This is a genomic window from Treponema sp. OMZ 855 (assembly GCF_024181145.1).
GTDB lineage: Bacteria > Spirochaetota > Spirochaetia > Treponematales > Treponemataceae > Treponema.
This window is the reverse complement of record NZ_CP051194.1, coordinates 265,495-283,478: the sequence shown is the minus strand read 5'-3', so window position 1 is coordinate 283,478 and position 17,984 is coordinate 265,495. Positions and strand designations below refer to the sequence as shown.

17 protein-coding genes are annotated in these 17,984 nt (G+C 46.5%); 12 read left to right on the top strand and 5 right to left on the bottom strand.

What is annotated here, in order from left to right; all coding sequences use genetic code 11:
- Nucleotides 1-5 precede the first annotated feature (5 nt).
- The 4 genes from E4N65_RS01475 to E4N65_RS01460 all read left to right on the top strand — a co-directional run bounded on the left by E4N65_RS01475 (nucleotide 6) and on the right by E4N65_RS01460 (nucleotide 8,159).
- Nucleotides 6-1,337 (top strand): exonuclease SbcCD subunit D, encoded by a 1,332-nt coding sequence (locus E4N65_RS01475; protein WP_052185468.1) that lies wholly within the window; start codon nucleotides 6-8, stop codon nucleotides 1,335-1,337.
- Entirely contained in the window at nucleotides 1,327-4,536 is a 3,210-nt protein-coding gene (locus E4N65_RS01470; protein WP_253673736.1) for an AAA family ATPase, read from the top strand. The genes E4N65_RS01475 and E4N65_RS01470 overlap by 11 nt, the downstream gene beginning before the upstream one ends.
- Nucleotides 4,537-4,637: 101 nt before the next feature.
- Complete coding sequence (locus E4N65_RS01465; protein ID WP_044013941.1) at nucleotides 4,638-7,349, top strand: efflux RND transporter permease subunit; 2,712 nt, start codon at nucleotides 4,638-4,640, stop codon at nucleotides 7,347-7,349.
- 39 nt (nucleotides 7,350-7,388) lie between these two features.
- Nucleotides 7,389-8,159, top strand: a complete 771-nt coding sequence (locus tag E4N65_RS01460) for an outer membrane lipoprotein-sorting protein (protein WP_044013943.1) — start codon at nucleotides 7,389-7,391, stop codon at nucleotides 8,157-8,159.
- A 74-nt stretch (nucleotides 8,160-8,233) separates the two neighbouring features.
- Here the strand turns inward: E4N65_RS01460 and E4N65_RS01455 are convergent, their stop codons facing one another.
- A complete protein-coding gene (locus E4N65_RS01455; RefSeq protein WP_016522397.1) occupies nucleotides 8,234-8,500 on the bottom strand; it encodes a co-chaperone GroES in 267 nt (88 codons plus the stop codon).
- 432 nt (nucleotides 8,501-8,932) lie between these two features.
- On the opposite strand from E4N65_RS01455, the gene E4N65_RS01450 reads away from it, so the two are divergent.
- Complete coding sequence (locus E4N65_RS01450; RefSeq protein WP_253673734.1) at nucleotides 8,933-9,793, top strand: sigma-70 family RNA polymerase sigma factor; 861 nt, start codon at nucleotides 8,933-8,935, stop codon at nucleotides 9,791-9,793.
- A gap of 19 nt (nucleotides 9,794-9,812) precedes the next feature.
- On the opposite strand, the gene E4N65_RS01445 is transcribed toward E4N65_RS01450, so the two are convergent.
- Nucleotides 9,813-10,250 carry a Holliday junction resolvase-like protein gene (locus tag E4N65_RS01445; RefSeq protein WP_044013949.1) on the bottom strand — a complete coding sequence of 146 codons (438 nt, stop codon included), beginning with the start codon at nucleotides 10,248-10,250 and terminating at the stop codon, nucleotides 9,813-9,815.
- A 149-nt stretch (nucleotides 10,251-10,399) separates the two neighbouring features.
- Between E4N65_RS01445 and E4N65_RS01440 the strand changes: the two genes are divergently transcribed.
- Both E4N65_RS01440 and E4N65_RS01435 read left to right on the top strand, forming a co-directional pair.
- Nucleotides 10,400-11,548 carry a hypothetical protein gene (locus tag E4N65_RS01440; protein WP_253673732.1) on the top strand — a complete coding sequence of 383 codons (1,149 nt, stop codon included), beginning with the start codon at nucleotides 10,400-10,402 and terminating at the stop codon, nucleotides 11,546-11,548.
- A gap of 49 nt (nucleotides 11,549-11,597) precedes the next feature.
- Complete coding sequence (locus E4N65_RS01435; RefSeq protein WP_253673731.1) at nucleotides 11,598-12,143, top strand: histidine phosphatase family protein; 546 nt, start codon at nucleotides 11,598-11,600, stop codon at nucleotides 12,141-12,143.
- Here E4N65_RS01435 and E4N65_RS01430 read toward each other — a convergent pair.
- The 3 genes from E4N65_RS01430 to E4N65_RS01420 all read right to left on the bottom strand — a co-directional run bounded on the left by E4N65_RS01430 (nucleotide 12,109) and on the right by E4N65_RS01420 (nucleotide 14,507).
- Complete coding sequence (locus tag E4N65_RS01430; RefSeq protein ID WP_253673730.1) at nucleotides 12,109-12,813, bottom strand: pseudouridine synthase family protein; 705 nt, start codon at nucleotides 12,811-12,813, stop codon at nucleotides 12,109-12,111. The two genes, E4N65_RS01435 and E4N65_RS01430, sit on opposite strands and share 35 nt — an antisense overlap.
- A gap of 358 nt (nucleotides 12,814-13,171) precedes the next feature.
- Nucleotides 13,172-13,999: a purine-nucleoside phosphorylase gene (locus tag E4N65_RS01425; protein ID WP_253673729.1), complete on the bottom strand. Its 828-nt coding sequence runs from the start codon at nucleotides 13,997-13,999 to the stop codon at nucleotides 13,172-13,174.
- A gap of 10 nt (nucleotides 14,000-14,009) precedes the next feature.
- On the bottom strand, nucleotides 14,010-14,507 hold the full coding sequence (locus E4N65_RS01420; protein ID WP_044013953.1) for a hypothetical protein: 498 nt from the start codon (nucleotides 14,505-14,507) through the stop codon (nucleotides 14,010-14,012).
- A 242-nt stretch (nucleotides 14,508-14,749) separates the two neighbouring features.
- On the opposite strand from E4N65_RS01420, the gene E4N65_RS01415 reads away from it, so the two are divergent.
- The 5 genes from E4N65_RS01415 to E4N65_RS01395 are packed head-to-tail and all read left to right on the top strand — an operon-like array spanning nucleotide 14,750 to nucleotide 17,689.
- Entirely contained in the window at nucleotides 14,750-15,262 is a 513-nt protein-coding gene (locus E4N65_RS01415; protein ID WP_253673728.1) for an LPD29 domain-containing protein, read from the top strand.
- Between the two features lie 24 nt (nucleotides 15,263-15,286).
- Complete coding sequence (locus E4N65_RS01410) at nucleotides 15,287-15,484, top strand: hypothetical protein (protein ID WP_253673727.1); 198 nt, start codon at nucleotides 15,287-15,289, stop codon at nucleotides 15,482-15,484.
- Entirely contained in the window at nucleotides 15,481-15,714 is a 234-nt protein-coding gene (locus tag E4N65_RS01405) for a hypothetical protein (RefSeq protein WP_253673726.1), read from the top strand. Before E4N65_RS01410 ends, E4N65_RS01405 begins: the two co-directional genes overlap by 4 nt.
- Complete coding sequence (locus E4N65_RS01400; protein ID WP_253673725.1) at nucleotides 15,714-15,986, top strand: hypothetical protein; 273 nt, start codon at nucleotides 15,714-15,716, stop codon at nucleotides 15,984-15,986. The genes E4N65_RS01405 and E4N65_RS01400 overlap by 1 nt, the downstream gene beginning before the upstream one ends.
- Nucleotides 15,965-17,689 carry a ParB/RepB/Spo0J family partition protein gene (locus E4N65_RS01395; protein WP_253673723.1) on the top strand — a complete coding sequence of 575 codons (1,725 nt, stop codon included), beginning with the start codon at nucleotides 15,965-15,967 and terminating at the stop codon, nucleotides 17,687-17,689. The genes E4N65_RS01400 and E4N65_RS01395 overlap by 22 nt, the downstream gene beginning before the upstream one ends.
- The last annotated feature ends 295 nt before the right edge of the window (nucleotides 17,690-17,984 follow it).

Genomic DNA, 17,984 nt, shown 5'->3' with positions numbered 1-17,984 from the left:
CAAGGATGAAACTGCTCCATACCGCTGACCTGCATTTGGGAAAGACGCTGCATGAAACGCCGCTGCTCGGCATACAAGAAAAAATGCTGAACGATATTCATGATATCCTTACACGAGACGACTATGCAGCACTGATTATCGCAGGCGATGTGTATGACCGCGCTATTCCTTCGGCGGAGGCGGTTTCGCTTTTCAGCCGATTCCTTGCACGGATACGGGAGGATTGTCCCGATACGGCAGTGCTTATCATTCCCGGTAATCATGACTCCGCGCAGCGGCTCGCCTTTGCCCGCGAAATACTGCAAAACCAGCGCATTTATATTGCGCAGGATACAAGCAGGCTTACCGATCCGGTGATTCTTACCAAGGGCGCGGAAAAACTTGCGGTATACCTGCTCCCCTTTTTAAACTTCGGCGCTTTTTCGGAAGAAACAAAAGAAGCGTATCATACGGCAGGGGATTCACAGGCGGAAATGGCGGCGGTTGCGTCGCACATACTGAAACAAGCGGTACGGCCGGGCATACCCGCGCTGTTAGCGGCGCACCTCTTTACCGTCGGCGGGCAGAGCTCCTCCAGCGAGCGCACCTTTATCGGTACCGCTGAATATGTCAATCCCGACCTTTTTTCTTTTTTCGATTATGTTGCGCTCGGGCACCTGCACCGCTGCCAACGGATAACCGACAGAATGTATTATTCCGGTTCGCCCCTCCCCTACTCCTTTGATGAATCGGAGGATGCCAAGTGCGTCCTTTCGATAGATATCGACTGCACGCCGAAACAAAATACCGCCGGAAAGAACAACAAGAAGAAAGTTAGTGCGGAACTCTTCGATACTGAGACAACTAAAGCTCATGCGGAGCTTTTCGATGCGGAAATAACGAAATCCCGCACGGAACTGTTTAATACGGCAAATCAGCAGTCCGATATGAACAATGCAAAGGCTCCGCTCAACATTGAGCGGATACCCATTATTTCCGAACGTCCGCTTAAACGGCTGGAAGGCAATTTTGAAGAGTTCTTTACCGGAAACCGCTACGACGAATGGAGCGGCTGCTATCTGGAAATCACCCTGAACGATGCCGAGGTTATTGCGCACCCGATGCAGTTGCTGCGGCAAAAATTTCCGTTTTTGCTGAGTATCCGGCAAAAGAGCTTTATGAATCGGGAACAGCAGGACGGAGAAGAACAGCTGACCCTCCGGGAACGGACGGCTGAAGACCCGCTCACGCTAGCCGAAAATTTTAGCCGGTTTGAAATCGTCATTAACGGCGAGCCGAACCAAATGAAGCAAGAGCTTTTTGAACAGCTTTGCAAAGAGGCTATAGATGAGACCTAAAGAACTGATATTGCACAACATCGGCCCTTTTACCGGCGAGCATACCGTCAACTTTGACAGCCTCGGCTCCCTCTTTTTAATTTACGGACAAACCGGCGCCGGAAAGACCACGCTCTTCGACGCCATTTCCTACGCCTTCTACGGAAAACCGCTCGGCGGTAGATCAGGCGTTATGCGCAACTTGCGGAGCCACTTTGCGGACGACTATGCAGTCTCCGATGTTATACTCACCTTTTTTATCGGAGCGCAGCTGTACCGAATAAAACGGCAGCTGCCGTATACCAAAGAAGGCCGGAAACTGGAAACACCGGAAGAAGTCTCCCTTGAATGCTACGAAAACGGCAGCTGGGAAAACCGCTCATCGACTAACAAGCGGGAAACCGATGCTTCAATCCAAAATCTGATTAAGCTTTCCGACAAAGAGTTCAGCCGCATCGTCCTTTTGCCGCAGGGAGAATTTGCGCAGTTTTTGCGGGCACAGTCGAGCGATAAAAAAGAGACGCTGATGCACCTGTTTCCTATCAAGCGATATTCGGATTTGATGCAGGAAGCGAAGCTCCGCGCAGACACGCTGCAGCAGGAAGCGCATACAATAGAAGCAAACCTCGAAACCCTGCATACCCGCTTTGTGTACCACCGTTACGAAAGCGACCGCGCAGAGCTGCTGAACGAAATTGACCGTATCAGGGATGAACACGGCGGCGTCTTGACCACCTTACAGACAAAGAACACCGAGCTTGAGCAGGAAAAAATACTTGCAGAGAAGCGGAAAGAGCTGGAGCGGGTTACCGAAGAGCTGGAAGCATGCCGCATCCGCGAAGAGGATATCCGCAATTTAAAAGCGAAGATCGAAAAAGCGCAGCGGGCGGCTCCGCTCGCAGTCCACGTAAATCAGCTCCTTGAGTTGGAAGCGGCATGTGCGGCGGACGAGCGGCAGATACGGGAAAAACGGGAACGCATGGAAGAACTGACCGCTCGTATGAACGCTTTGCAGGAACGGCACAACGAGATCACCGCAAAAGAGCAGCAGCGGGACAGCCTCTATGCCGTCATCGACTCGCTGCGGAAAGCCGCCGTGTTGGAACAGGAAATCGAAACGGAGCAAGCCGAAGAAGGCAAGCTGAAACGCACCGCTGCTGCCGCCCAAGCGCAACTGCAACGCATCGAAGCGCAGCTCGCCGCCGTTACGGAAAAAACCGCAGCCATTGCTCCCGCCGTCGATGCGCTTGACGAGCGGGAACACGCCTACCGCAGCCTGCAAACCCGGCTCGACATGGAGAAACAGCTGCACGAGATCTTATGCAAGCAGGAGCAGCTTGCTACCTTTTTGCACAGCTATGCACAGGCTGCGGATAATGCGCGGACACAGCTTGCGGAGATCGCCCGTGATTACGATATTCAAACGGAACAGATCAATAGAATAGAAGAAGAAAAAAAGGCAGCGGAACGGCAGCGTGCGGCGGCGGCACTCGCGGAACACCTCGAAGAAGGAAGCCCCTGCCCCGTCTGCGGTTCGGTACATCACCCCGCACCGGCTCAAGGTATGTCAGAAAGTGCGTTCAGCTTTGACGAGCGGATAGAAGCGGCAAAACGGAGCGCAGCAAAACTACAGCACGAAAAAGAAAAAGCCCAGACGGCGCTCGCCGGTGCGGAGGCTTCGTATACAAATTATCAAAAGCAAATAGATGAACGGGCTGCCGCTGCGGAAGATTTACAGCTGCGGTATAAAGAATGCAGCGCGGTGCCCTTTCCTGAAGGAAAGGATGCGGCGGAGAGCCGCATTAAGGAAACCGCTCAGCAGATAAACGAAGCGGTGCAAGCGTACAACGCATCCCGCAAAGCCTTTGCCGAACACAAAACGCTGGAAGAAGAAGCCCGTCGTTTGCAGCGGGAGCGGCAGGAATGTACGCAGCAGCACCATAGCGCGGAACAACGCTTAAGCGGAGTTTCCGCCGCGCTGCAAGAAAAACGCCGCCAGTTTGACCAAGCTTTTTCCCAGCTACCCAAAAACCGGCGCAGCGTTCAGTTGAGTTCGGATACGGAAATTTTTGACAAACAGGGAACCGGAGGCAAAGCCAAAGCCCTCAATGCCCCTGCCGGCAAGACTGCACCGGAGCAATACGAAGTACCCGATGCGGAAACTGCGTTGGAACAATGCGAAGCGCTGCTGCAGGAACTCAAACTGACTATCAACGCTTATCATACCGATGTTTCAGAAGCAACGCAAAACCTTGAACGAATCCGCGGTGAACTTTCCGCGGCGGAAACGCACGGACAGGAACGCTCGCAGCAGCGCAGCGAAAAAACGGCATTACTCGAAGCCGCGTATATAAAGGAAGGTTTTGCCGATTTGCAGGATTTACAGCAAGCCGTGTGCAGTGAACCGGAAGTTGCGCAGTGGAAAACCGAAATCGACACCTTTTATGAGCAGTACGCGGCGTATAAACAGGCGGCTGCCGGATTGGAAAAAGACGTTACCGCGACTGAGCCGCGCGATCTCGATGAGATGGAAGCCGCCGTCGAAGCCCTGCGCCAACGGTATGATGAAATACAGGCTCGGCTCGAAGTTCTCAATGCGGAGAAAGCAAAGCTGGAGGAGCTGCACGCCCAGCACACGGAACTGACAAAAGCCCTCGCAGTTAAAACAGCGGAGGCGCAAAACTGGGTAGCCCTTGCGAAAGACCTCTGCGGCAGCAATCCGCGGAAGCTCCAGTTCGACACGTGGATCCTTTCCGCCTTTTTGCATGAAGTAACCGTGTTTGCAAATAAGCGACTTGAGCGGATGAGTGAAGGACGGTACCGGCTTGCCGTCAGCGAAGAGCACGGCGCAGGGAACGCATACCGAGGCCTCGACTTGGAAATCGCCGACGCCTACACCGGTAAGTGCCGCCCCTCCGCAACCCTCTCCGGCGGGGAAACGTTTATGGCCTCCATCAGCCTTGCACTCGGCCTTGCCGATTCCATCCAGGCACGGGCAGGCGGCATCAGAATAGATTCGATGTTCATCGACGAAGGCTTCGGGTCGCTCGACGAAAAAGCCCTGGAAAACGCCGTCAGCATCTTAGATGAAATACGTGGGAACCGGATGGTCGGCATCATCTCTCATGTCGGCGAACTGCAAAGCCGCATCCCACAAAAAATTGAAGTAATAAAAACCGGAACAGGTTCCTCCATCCGGCAAGGCAAGGCGCAACCTTGACTTTACTCGGATGGGAGTATAGTATAGGGACTCTTAATTAATTTTCGGGATTCTTTAAATACCCTAGCTTTAGAGTATCCCGCTTGTCAAAGTAGGTGCTTATGAATTTGAAAAACGCACTGGTTAAAAGGCTATACAAACATCCGCGTATTATTTTGGGTACTATCCTCGGCATCACGCTCTTCTTTGCACTACAGCTTCCGCGTGTCCGATTTGATAATAATAATTTCCGCTTTATACCGGAAAGCGATCCATCACGGATAGCCGACGCCGAAATGGCAAAGATATTCGGAGATTCGGTGCCGCTCTTGATAGGAATCCAACGGCATTATTCGACAGTCGTTAATCGGGAATTTCTAGAAAAAATGCAGGAGCTGGATAAGCAATTGCTTGCATTACCGTTAGTGAAAAACGTTGTATCATTGACGAGAACAACCCATATCGAAGCGGTCGGTGATTCAATTGTGAACGAAAAGCTTGTGCCGGAACATTTAACCGGTTCACAGGAAGAATTGAACACAATTACCGAAAGACTCCGTTCGATGGAAACCTATAACCGAAGCTTGGTTTCCGACGATTTAAAAGCGACACAAACTATTATCTTCCTTAACGTCAAACAGGAAGAAAGCGGTTCGCCGGAAACGGTTGCCGTATGCCGTGAGGTGATGCGCATCGCGGAGGAATGGGACTTCCCCGACTCCGTTACCTACGTAACCGGCGCACCGGTATTCAGCGAAATTGTCAACGAAGCAACCGGGCATGATTTAATGTTCCTTGTGCCTATCGTCGTCATCGTAGTTGCTGGGGTTTTATTCTTTTCATTTAGAAGATTTACCGGCGTATTTTTACCGCTGCTCACCGTAATTATTTCATGCATTTGGGCGATCGGTGCAATGGCGTTGCTGCACATTCCATTGACCATTCTTTCGACGGTGCTTCCCGTCATCCTGATTGCCGTCGGCAGTGCATACGGTATTCATGTTATCAATCACTATTTTGATGAAGTAACGCAGAGTAAGGAAATCTCTACCGAAACTCATTCGGCACAGATTGTCGAAGCTATGGCGCGGGTTATTCCGCCGGTTTTTTTAGCGGCGCTTACAACCTTTGCCGGTTTTGTATCATTCTGTTTTACGAGCGTTGTCCCGATTTTTGAGTTCGGTATCTTTTCGAGCTTCGGCGTCCTTTCAGCCTTTATTGTTGCGGTAACACTTATCCCTGCAATTCTTATTTTGCGCGGACCGCGGAATCCGACTATCGGCGGGCGCTTTGGGGCAAAATCGAGCCATAGCGGCATTATCGATCGGATTATTGCAGATACGCTGATGATTATTCATGCACACAAGCGCAGTGTACTTTTGGTCAGCGTTGGCTGTATCATTTTTGCGGGTTTAGGAATTTCAAAACTCGTTATCGATAACGTATTAATGGAATATTTTGAACCGGATGTGCAGGTTGTCCGATCCGATACCTTTATCCGCGAAAACTTCGGCGGTTCAAAGTTACTGAACTTAATTATCACGGGTACGAAACAGGGTGATGTTATCCGGCCGGACGTATTGCAGGCAATCGATTCACTTGCCGAGTATGCGGAAGAAAATATCCCCGAAGTAGGAAAAATAACATCGCTGGCGGATGTTATTAAACGGTTCAATCAAGTGTATAACGCGGATGCTCCGGCAACGGGACTCGTACCTACCGGTAAAAACTCCACGGGAAAAGGAGAAGAAGATTCATTTGGTGATTTCGGGGACTTCGGAGATACGGACAGCTCATGGGGCTTTGATGATACTGACTCATGGAGTAATTCGGAGCCATCGGCAGCAGCATCCGGTAAAACAGGGAACACCGCTGTGAAAACACAAAAAGAACCGGTGTATACTTTTTCCGAACTCATCGAAAAACTTGCAGCTGCTCAAACAGCCCGCCGCGGCAGATATGTTTCTGCGACCGAGGTGATTGATGCGTTAAAGAAAGATGTCAATTATAAAGGCGCTGCCTACTACGAAATTCCTACGGAGCCGCAAAAATACGGAAAAGAGACGCAGGAAGAACTTACTGCACTTATTCAAAATTATCTTCTTCTGATGGCGGGGAATGTGCAGGACTTTATCGACGACACATATACTCCGACCACGCTTAAAGTAAATATTCAGCTAAGGACGCTCGGTCAACAAGACAGCGAACGGGCATTGCAAGCAATTATGGCGTATGTCAAGGATAATTTTCCCAAAGATATATCGGTAGAACCGAACGGTTCAATGTTTATCGAGCAGTCGTTGAATACCCTTGTAGTACAGTCCCAGCTGATTTCCGTGGCGGTGTCGTTCGGCATTGTATTTTTAATTTTAGCAGTCTATTACCGCTCCATTATTGCAGGTATTATCGGCATTATCCCGCTGATGATTTCCGTTGCACTGAATTTTGGTTTTATGGGAATCGTCGGTATAAAGCTCAATATCGGTACGGCAATGGTGGCAAGTTTTGCAATCGGTATCGGTATCGATTATACCATCCACTATTTGGCGGCCTATCACCATGAGTATACCAAACGGCGCGACGACCGGAATTTCCTTATCCACACGTTCTACGGTTCCGGTAAGGCAATTCTGTTTAATGCGGTGTCGGTTGGTGCGGGCTTTGCCGTTTTAATACTTTCAAAGTTTAATATGCTATCCGAACTCGGTCTATTGATTGCGTTGGTGATGGGTACCAGCTCTTTTGCCAGCTTAACGGTATTACCAACCATCCTTTCGATTGTAAAGCCGCGGTTTATTACTAAAGCCTTACCGGGGGATAGTACAGAGCCGTAGGCTTTGATATTTTTCTAAAAGATTTTTATGGAGGTAACAATGAAAAAATTACTAATGCTTTGTTTTTTATTGCTCTGCAGCATCGCAGTGCTTTTTGCCGAAGAAACCGCCGAATCCATTATGAAGGGCGCTCCGTCAAAAATAACAATTGAAACAATCGGGACGCGGGCAAAGATGGAAATCCAACGAAATGGAACGACGATGGCGGAACTGCTGGTCGATCAATATTCCGTGCAAAAAGAAAACGATCACCGTACCTTTTTGGAAATCAAAGCGCCTGCAAATGTAAAAGGAACGCGTTTTTTGATGATTGCAAAAGACGGTGTTACCGATCAGCGGATTTATCTGCCGTCACTCGGCAAAGTCCGCCGTATTACCGGTGAATCGGAAGGCACCGAAAGCTTTCTCGGTACTGATTTTTCGTATAATGATATGTCGTATCTGCAGCGGGACAGCAGTTTGGACACATACAAGATATTGCGCGAAGAAGAATACGGCGGAGCTTTGTGCTATGTCATCGAGGGCGTTCCTAAGGATGCCAAATCCGAGTATTCCAAAACCAATGTGTGGGTAGAAAAAAATTCCAAGCATTTGGTAAAGATTGCCTTTTATGACCGGAAAAATGTATTGGTAAAAATCATGGAACTGAGCAATTACGAGGCAACCCAAGGTGTGGACACTCCTCGAATTACCAAAATGACAACCCTTTCAACGAATACGGCAACAACTATCAATATTATCAAGATGCAATATAATATGAATATTCCTGATAAGATTTTTACTCCGCGCTATTTGGAACAAGGCCGTTAAGTTTTACCATATAAAAAAATAACCGGTATGCCTATTGGCTATACCGGTTCATCAGATGAGTATCAGCGTAACTGTTATTCAATTACCGCGACGATATCGCCTGCCTTTAAAATTAAGTACTCTTCGCCGTCGATCTTAATTTGCGTTCCTGCATATTTATCGTGCATCACTTTTTGACCGACCGACACCTTAATCTTCTCTTTATCATCGCCGATGGCAACGACAACTGCCGTCTGTGTTTTTTCCTGTGCGGTATCGGGAATAATAATTCCGCTTGCGGTTTTAGTTTCTACCTTATCGACCTTTACTAAAACACGGTCTGCTAATGGCCGTACTTTCATGTAAGAACCTCCTATCATAGTGTACTTTTCGGTAGTAAAAAAAATATGCCCCGATGACATCAAGGGCATTTTAACCGGATATAGCTGTGTCAATTTAACCCAGTTTTAATTTTATTTATACTGAGTGTGTCATTTCAACCATACAAGGTTATGTTAAATATACAAATAAAGATATAAAAAGGCAAGTTTTTTTCCTCTTTTTATGATTCTACGCTAAAAACACCGGTAATACAGCGTTTTTGTCTCATCTTTCTTCTTCATTCTGTCAAAATCATGTCGAATTTTCTATTTAAAAAGTTGGCATGGTGTTTGCTGTAATAATTAGTATATACGGTTCAACCAAGACGATCATCAGACCGCCTCATTGACCGGCGAGTTCTTGCTGCATTGCACCGGAATATCGTACACACCATTTGTGCAAGGAGATGACCTATGGAAAGAATACAGAATACACGTGCAGATAATAATGTCTTTGCAACCTATTTAAGAGAAATAAACAAGATACCGCTGCTGTCCGTAGAAGACGAAGTAAAATATGCAAAAGCCGCTGCCGCCGGTGATGAAAAGGCAAAAAAGATACTGATTGAATCGAACTTGCGCTTTGTAGTAAATGTCGCAAAAAAATATCAGAATAAGAATATCCCGATTATGGATTTAATCAGCGAAGGCAATATCGGATTGATGAATGCTGCCGACCGCTTTGACCCCGAGAAGGGATACAAGTTTATTTCTTATGCGGTATGGTGGATTCGCCAAGCAATTTTAAAAGCCATCTGCGAAAAATCCCGCATGATTCGGCTTCCGTTGAACAGAGCGAACGAACTGGTACAGATTGAAAAAGCTCGTAAACTTATGGGTAAGAGCGGCAGCGAACCGGAAGATAAAGAACTTACAACTATCGCGCAAGAACTCCGTATTGAACCTGAAATGGTGCGGACAATTATGAATGCTGCCCGCGATCCCGTTTCTCTGGATGCACCGATATTTAATGATAATAGCGCTGCCAGTACCGGTGATTTTGTCGAAGATACCCGCTATATGCAGCCTGAAAGCTATGCGCTCGATATTGACTTACGCGAAAATATCGATACGCTGCTTGCTTCCTTGACTGACCGGGAAGCAGAAATTCTCCGTTACCGCTTCGGTTTAAATGGATATGAGCAGCTTTCGTTAAAGGAAGTGGGGATGCGGTTCAATTTAACCAAAGAGCGCATCCGCCAAATCGAAAAGAAAGCGCTTGAACGGTTGCAGTCGATAGGTCATCAGCACGAGCTTGAAAGCTTCGTCGCATAAGACCGCAAAAGTTTGAAGGTTATTCTGCTACACTGGGTATACGGTATTCGGTGTAGCGGACATTCTTCTTTTCAACGGCATCGCGCAGCGAACGTTCAACTTTCGAAAGTGCAGCGTTTCCGGTTTTTACTTCGACAAACAGCACTTCATCAACTGTTCCTGTAGAAAGTCCCGGAAAAGCAACAAAGTCTACCGGTTTTCCTACAAACCGAATTTCCGTCGGATCGGCAGGGAAACCGGGAAAAAACGCTGCGAATTGTTCGGAGAGCTGTCCGTTCAGTACGGCTCGCGACCGTTTAACGGCATCTTCACGTGCCATTTTTATTTCCGCAGCGAGGTGCCTACTCGCAATGAGCTTACCGATCTTCGTTCCAAGGAAGAAAGCCACAATAATGAATAAAATCACTGTAACTGCTAAAATAATAAGCAAGAACCTGACTTCTAACGTATCGAGCATACCTTTCCTCCTCCAAAAAATTTCTTATCGACGTAACATGCCGTATACCGTATTACTGTGAATATCGGTTATCTATAGTATTCCTAAAGTATTCTATAAAATATCCGATATAAGAGTTGATTTTTTCTACGAAGTTGAGGCGTTAGCGTATGTACCGTATAGGATCTGCACTTTGTTGCTGCTTTTTTTTATTGTTATCTATTTCTTGTGCATCCGGCACAGCACAAGGTGTTACCGCATCACCGGTCTCAAAACTGAGCGATGTTACAGAACAAGAATACTCGGAACACTCCCCTCAGGCAGCAGGATCAAGTAATAAGATTACCGAAATATCATCGGAGGAACAAACGCTTGCACGGCTGCTTCCGGAACTTACACAGGCTGTTGAAAACTACGATATACATAAGGTACTGGCATTGTTCAATGCTATTTATGAATCGTGCAACGGACAGGAAGATAATGCGGTTCTCATCGATGCCCGCAAGCGGATAGAACCGTTATTAGAAGCTATTTCCATAGAGGCAGTCAACAAACCCGCACCGGTGAATGCCGGTTCCCCGTTCACACAGCCTTTTACCGCTCGTGTCGTCATTACCGCACCCGAAAAACAGTTCCCGCTCGACAATTATCCTATTACCGTTCTCTACCCGTCCGCCGGTACCGGCAGTAGCTTAAAAAGAGAGCTTGTACGGACGGATTCAGATGGTTTTTTATACTTTACCCCTCCAACTCCCAACCGAGCATGCGACGGTACCCTTTTCTTTTGTCTTTATCCGGTAAAAAAGGATGCCGCTTTAACTGATGATGCAACCGACAATCTCTCCGTTTCTTTCCCCTATAAAGTCGCAACAACGGAAAAACGAATATCTTCCATTATCGCTATTCTTGATTATGATGAAAATAATACTCCGATTTTCTCCAGTAATATAACTTCAACACGGCTGCTTATGGGGCTGATGAAACGCGGCTTTACGAGAATAGGTCTTGATGAATATCGAGAACTTGCTCATACGGACGAGAATTCCGTTATCCGTGCCGCACAAGCAAAAATCGGTGCAGCTGTTGACCGTTTTATTTTTGGGAAAACATATATTACGGTAAAAACAGCGGAAGATAATACCTTCATCTGTACTATACGCGCTGAAATCTCGATTTGGGATTTTAAACAAGCACGGAAGATAAACCGATTTACCTTTACCCATACTGCGAAAGCTAAAACAAAGGCTCAAGCAATTTCACTCGCCCGCACCGATTTGGGGGAAACAGTAATCGCCGAAACATTCAATTATAGTCTTTAAGCAATGCGGCCTCTTGCAGTGCAAACTTTATTTGCTTATACTTTTTGCCATGAAGCTTTTTGTTGTGCGTCACGGTGAAACGGATTTGAATGTAAGCGAGCTCGCCTGCGGGGTTTCGGAGGCAAAGTTAACGGAAAAAGGGCGGATGCAAGCCCAAAACTTAGCAAGCCGATTAAAAGAAGATAAAGAAAGAAACAATATCACAACGATTTACGTATCTCCGCTCAAACGGGCGAGAGATACGGCTGCATATATTGAACAGGCATTACAGCTTACGGCTATTCCGGATGTCCGCCTGCAAGAGATAGATTTCGGTGATTTTGAAGGGAAACCGTGGAACAATCCGGAATTTTTATATATTCATAAAAATCCTTTTTTAACATTTCCTGCAGGTGAATCCTTTGCGAAAGTAGCACACCGTGCATACAGCATTATAGAAGATGTAAAGCATAAGCATACGGGAGACGGCAATATCCTCTTTGTCTGCCACGGTGTGCTGACAGCGGCTCTCTATACGTATTTTAAACCTTTTTCGGTAGAAGAACTGCTGCGGTTGGAAATTAAGAATTGCCAGCTGCTTGAGTTTGATTTATAAGAAGATCGGAGGCTGTTTTTTCCCAACCGGAAAAATATTGCTTCAGACAGGTTCCCATCTCGGGAAAAAACGGCGCTTCAATAAAAGGGGGCATATCAGTCGGTCTTGAGGCGGGAAAATACAACCGCCACGCATGGAGCAAGTAGTGCTTACAGGCAGGCAGCGGATTTCCACCACGGTATTTACGATCCCCTGCTAACGGATGACCTACGCTCGCAGTATGCTTCCGTATCTGATGTTTTTTACCGGTGATAAGTTTAAACAGTATCAGCGATGCATCAATCCCTCTATTATAACTCAGCAAATAACATTGTGTGATGGTTTTACCGCTTTCGTCTTCGGCGGTAATAATCCGTGACAACATGGTGCCGCGCACAACGCCTAAATAGTATTTACCTACTGTTCTTTCCCGCAAACATTGAGAAAACCATTGCGCCCCGGCAAGCGTCTGCGAAAAACAGAGCACACCGGTAGTATCTTTATCCAGCCGGTGCAGCGGTCCAGGTTTAAAAGAAAGGCTTTGCAGAGGATGACTAGCGAAGCGGGCAGGAGGCGGTATATCGGGGGATAACTGTACCGTAGTGTCGCACTGTAGGGTATTGCCGCAAAGGTGCGCAGCACCGAAAAGCAGCGCGTCGATGCTGTGCTCCCCATGTACGGGAATTCCCACAGGCTTATTGACGATAAGCAAATCGGTTGTTTTTAATAAGATCGGGATATCGGTAGGAATGCGAGCTTGCCTACCGGAGGTATGGTTCCGTTTACCGGAGGTATGGTTTTGGCTTTGTTCACCGGACGCAGAGTGCTTCCGTATCGGCTGTTTTTCAGCAGAGAGGAGTATTTCAGAAATTGATAAGATATCGCCTACTGCCGTCCGGTAATTAAGCGCTGTCCGCTTACCATTGATACGGATTAAGCCCTTACGGATTGCTGCATACAGCGCCGAAAGCGGAGTATCCGCCAGAAATTTTCTGATTACACGGTCAAGCCGCCTGCCGGCATCGTTTTCCGAAAGAATAAATTCCGTTTTATGCTTTTCCCATACGGCCGATGCTATTTAACACCAGTTGTTTAAACAGCGGAGCCGCTTTCTTCCCTGCATCCAGCACTTCTTGTTCGCTCAATAATGAGCTGCTCATACCTGCCGCAAGATTCGAAATGAACGAGATGCCGCAAACACGCATACCGGCATGGCGGGCAGCGACCGCTTCTACAGCAGTACTCATACCGACAGCATCGGCGCCGAGTATCCCTGCCAGACGTACCTCTTGCGGCGTTTCATAAGCGGGGCCGGTGAATTGACAATATACGCCCTCTTGAAGCGGAATATGCAAGGACTCTGCCGCTGCCTTAATATGCATCCGAAGATCTTTATCATACACTTGCGTCATATCGGGGAAGCGCACACCGAGGGTTTCAAAGTTTTTCCCAATGAGCGGAGAAGGCACAAGACAGGTAATGTGATCGGTAATCAGCATAAAATTACCTGCGCTGAAGTTTTTGTTCGCCCCGCCTGCCGCATTGGTTAAAAAGAGGATTTCCGCCCCCATCATTTTCATCATCCTGATAGGAAGCACCACATCGGTCATCGGATATCCTTCGTAATAGTGGATTCTCCCCTGCATAATAACGGCAGGAATCCCTTCTATTTTCGCAAATACGAATGCGCCGCGGTGTCCCGGTGCTGTAGAAAGCGGAAAATTACGAATGGAAGCATACGGAATAGTCGCATCAACCTCCAATTCGTTCGCCAGATCGCCCAGACCGGAGCCAAGTACTAATGCGATTTTAGGGGTGTACGGGATATGATCTTTGGTATTTTTAAAACATTGTATCAATTTTTCTTCAGCAGTCATATAATTTCCTTTAAACATCTGCATCGACATTTGTCAACAGGCGTTCCATGTCGGCTAAATCTGCAATACGGCTTGCAACGGTTTTGCCTTTCCCTGCCATTTTTGTATCGTATTGGAGCGTTGCACGATAAAGTTCAAGCACCATCGAAGCCAATAGGTTAAGGTTCGGCGCCAGATTGCTGAATGCCATATTACGGTACACTTTATCTGCAGTCGCCATTTTGGTGTTTGCCTCGGCAATCGAATTAATATTGGGAAGAACATCGCGCCGGACTAAATAAATAAAACGAGCAAGCGCGATAATATCATAATAAAGGTCATCAAGATGGAACCCCTGTAAGACAAAATCCTCGGAATGCTCGGTCAAATCAACGATGTGCCGCGATAAATCAATATTAGAAAGAATTTGTGCAAACAAAGGACGTAAGAAACGCGTTGCGATATTTTCATTGTAATGCCGCCCAATTCTTACGATTATTTCAGCGATAATTCTATCATCCACTAACATGGGCTTTACTATATATCAGTTCACAGGTTTTTACAAGTATAAACATCTTACATATCGACAATAAAGTAAAAAGGTGAACACCCCGCGAGCTGCGAAGGTTTGCTGTGTTCCTTGGCAGCTTGCTCGTAAGCTGCCAGCCATCAGGCGTAGTAGCTTGTAACCTAAAAGCCCCCGTAACAACACAGCAGTTGCGGGGGCTTTTTTTACGCCCCTTAGCAGGGAAAATAGACAAGAGATCTTTTATGACGAGCAAAATCACACAAGCCGAGTTAACCGCCGCGGTATCTGCCATTAGAGCCGAATTAAAGGTGCGGCATCCTGCATATCGCTTTTCTGTCATGGGGAGAAAAACAGAAAAGGCTATCACAATCGCACTGATGGAACACCCCATAGAACAACTAACAAATGAACAGCTTATGAGTGAATGGTTTACAAAAGCACCGGACAGTCTCATCTTCTTTGACTATACAACTTGGGATTTGCATCGGAAGCAAGATGTTAACGAAGCGGTATTTATGTCTAAAATCGCCATTCAATGTAGAAACAATAGCGCATTTAGTACGATTGACCACTTTAGTACATGGCTTAATCCCGTCGTGCTTCAATTATTCAACGAAATACAAAAGAAAGCAGAAAAGATAGCAGGTAAGCGGATAAAAATAGAACTTTCTATCGGAAGGACGTCTAGAGATCGAGTAATACCGTCTCACTATGTAGCACGCACACCGAAAGGGCGGCGGTTGCCGCTGTTTTAACATACAAACAAGGGAGGAATAATCATGGAAATTTCTGACAAAGGGTATGAGATGGTTACGGAAGCGCTTGATGACATTATCAACAAGGCTATTACGGGTATTCAAGAGAAAAGCCCGGAAGTAGCCCTGCACGAGATTCGGGCGTTAGGACATTTTACATTGAAAATCTTGCGCAATGAAAGCCTTATTACCGGCCGCAAAGCGAAGGGAACAAACGTATGATACAGCCGTTAAGCTATCGACGCGACTGCCTTTATCGTACCAGCGCTTTAACCGGAACAACCTTTACTGAAGGGGTGATCTGTTATGCGCCGGATTTTTCTTTCAAATACCACGTATTTCTCATCGAAAACGGTATAGAGCGAAAGAAGGGGTATTGCAAAGCCTATTCGGCCGCAGAGCGTATTTTACAAAGGTTTTTAAAAGGCGGAGCACCGGTAGGAGTGTACTGATGAATAAAGCGGAAGGAGACCGGTACGAACTTTATTCGTCGGTATTGGAGCAAAAAGCGGTTATTACCGATTACGGCGCCGGTATTATGGAAATGCAGACACAGGACGGGGTGCACTATACCCCGCCTGAAATGATACTGCTTTTTAAAGAGGGGAGGACCTACGATAAGCGGGTACACTTAATAAAAAAGATATTCGGCGGGAAGATTGTTTCCGTTGAAGAAAATAGGAAAAAAGAGGAGGAGCCGAGATGGCAAGTATGCAAAGAATAGCGATTAAAGACATCGCAATAGATGATGATCGGCACATAGGGGGCAAGGGCTCGCTTGAAACCCTTAAATCATCCATTGAGAAGGTAGGGCTTATCAATCCGATTACTGTCCGAAAGGGCAAGGATGAGGTATTTCCCTACGCCATTATTGCAGGCCGTAGGCGTATAGAAGCGGCTATCCTTTTAGATTGGACGGAAATTGATGCGGTTGTCTATGAAGCAGATGAGGTGGCAGATGATTCATATTTTACCCATGTTGCACTGGCGGAGAATGTGAACCGGCTTGATTTACATCCGCTTGACGAGGGGGCACAGTATGCACGGCTTTTAAAAGAAGGATATAGCCTTGAAGATTTAGCGGCGTATTTTGACCGCTCAATAAGCCACATCTACCAGCGGATAAAGCTATGCAATTTAATTGAGGATGCACGAGAAATTTTCCGGGATGGACAGATTAAAATCAGCACGGCCGCAAAGATTGCATCTTTACCGAAGCAGGTACAGAAAGAAATAGTTTCTGCACTAAAAAAAGAGCTGCAATGGGCAGGCGACCATGAAAAAACAATCGACCGTGTTATCAGGCAAATGATGCGGATGCCGCTTGATTTTCCGTGTGAGGCTTGCGAACAGTGTACGGCAAAGCGGACGCATTACGGCAATGCGGCGTTATTCCCTGAATACCACGACCGGAGCGATTATTGTATGGATAGCCGCTGCTATGAAAAAAATATCAGAGGCTTTTATCAAAAGACGGTTAGTGAATTTTTAAAAAACTGGAGCGATGCGAAAACTGTCTATATTTATGAAGAGGATAAAGAGAAAGCCGAATATTTACGAAGCATACTCGAGAAAAAGCCGCTTATAGATGCGATACCGGTACATGTATACCACGAAAGCTTTGAAGATTGTAGCACTATTAGGATTTTAGATGAGGATGAAACGGATGCAGTCTACTCGTCTTCAAAAGAAGTTTTAAAGCAGCGCGATATTATACCAGTATTGTATCCCCAATATGGGATGTACCAAGAGCCGGTTTTTTACATTGCCGTTGATGATGCTTCGTATGAAGAAATATTCTCTTCTGATTCTAACGAAGCGGAAAAAGCAGCAGGAAGCGACGAGGCCGTAGAATCGAACGGTTGCGATACCGGCGGGGATACCGATAGCAGATACACCGATGGCGACAACCAAAAGGAGAACGCTTCCGGGGCGGAGCAGGCGGCAGAAGAAGCAGTAGATGCCCGGGATTGGCAGACATTAACACCGCGTGCACAAGCAGAAGCCTTTAAACGAATATTTTTAGAATATTTACAACTTGAACGGGATAATATTCATCATCCGTTTTTTTATTTGCCAGCATTCCGGCATATTATGGAGATACATGTTCATTTTAAAGAAGCATTCCAGATAGTAACCGGTACTTCTTTGCAAGATTTTTATCAGCAGAAAAGATATGAAGACCTTACGTATCAACAGCTTTTAGAATTATACGTTTATGCAGATATAATCGAACGGATGCCGTATCATTTTCACCGTTTAAAAGTAGTAAACGGCATTCCTGTTGTGAAGGCAACAGATCTAAAAACCGATCCTTGGCGGGCACTTTGTGCGGATGTGCTGTACCATTTTTTACAGGAGCGTACAAACGCCGCGACGGGAAAGACAGAAAAAAAAACTGCTGCAACAGCCGATACGTCAGCGTAAACGGGAAGCGCTTTGTCATAAATTACGAAGCGCTTTTTAATGACTTAAAAAAGGACGGGCGAACATTCGGGTTAAGCGATTTACAGAAGCGAACGGGCTTACCGTATTACTCCATACAAGGGCTTGTTGATACGATGAGCATTCAGTTCCCGATTTATAGCCCGTCTTACGGTGAGTATGCAATATTGCAATAGCGTTTTAAAGAGAAAAAGTATGTAAGACTTTTTAAGTCTTTAACAAAAGGAAAGCGAGAGAAAAAAGATGCAAATAATCTTCTATTATATAAAACATATCG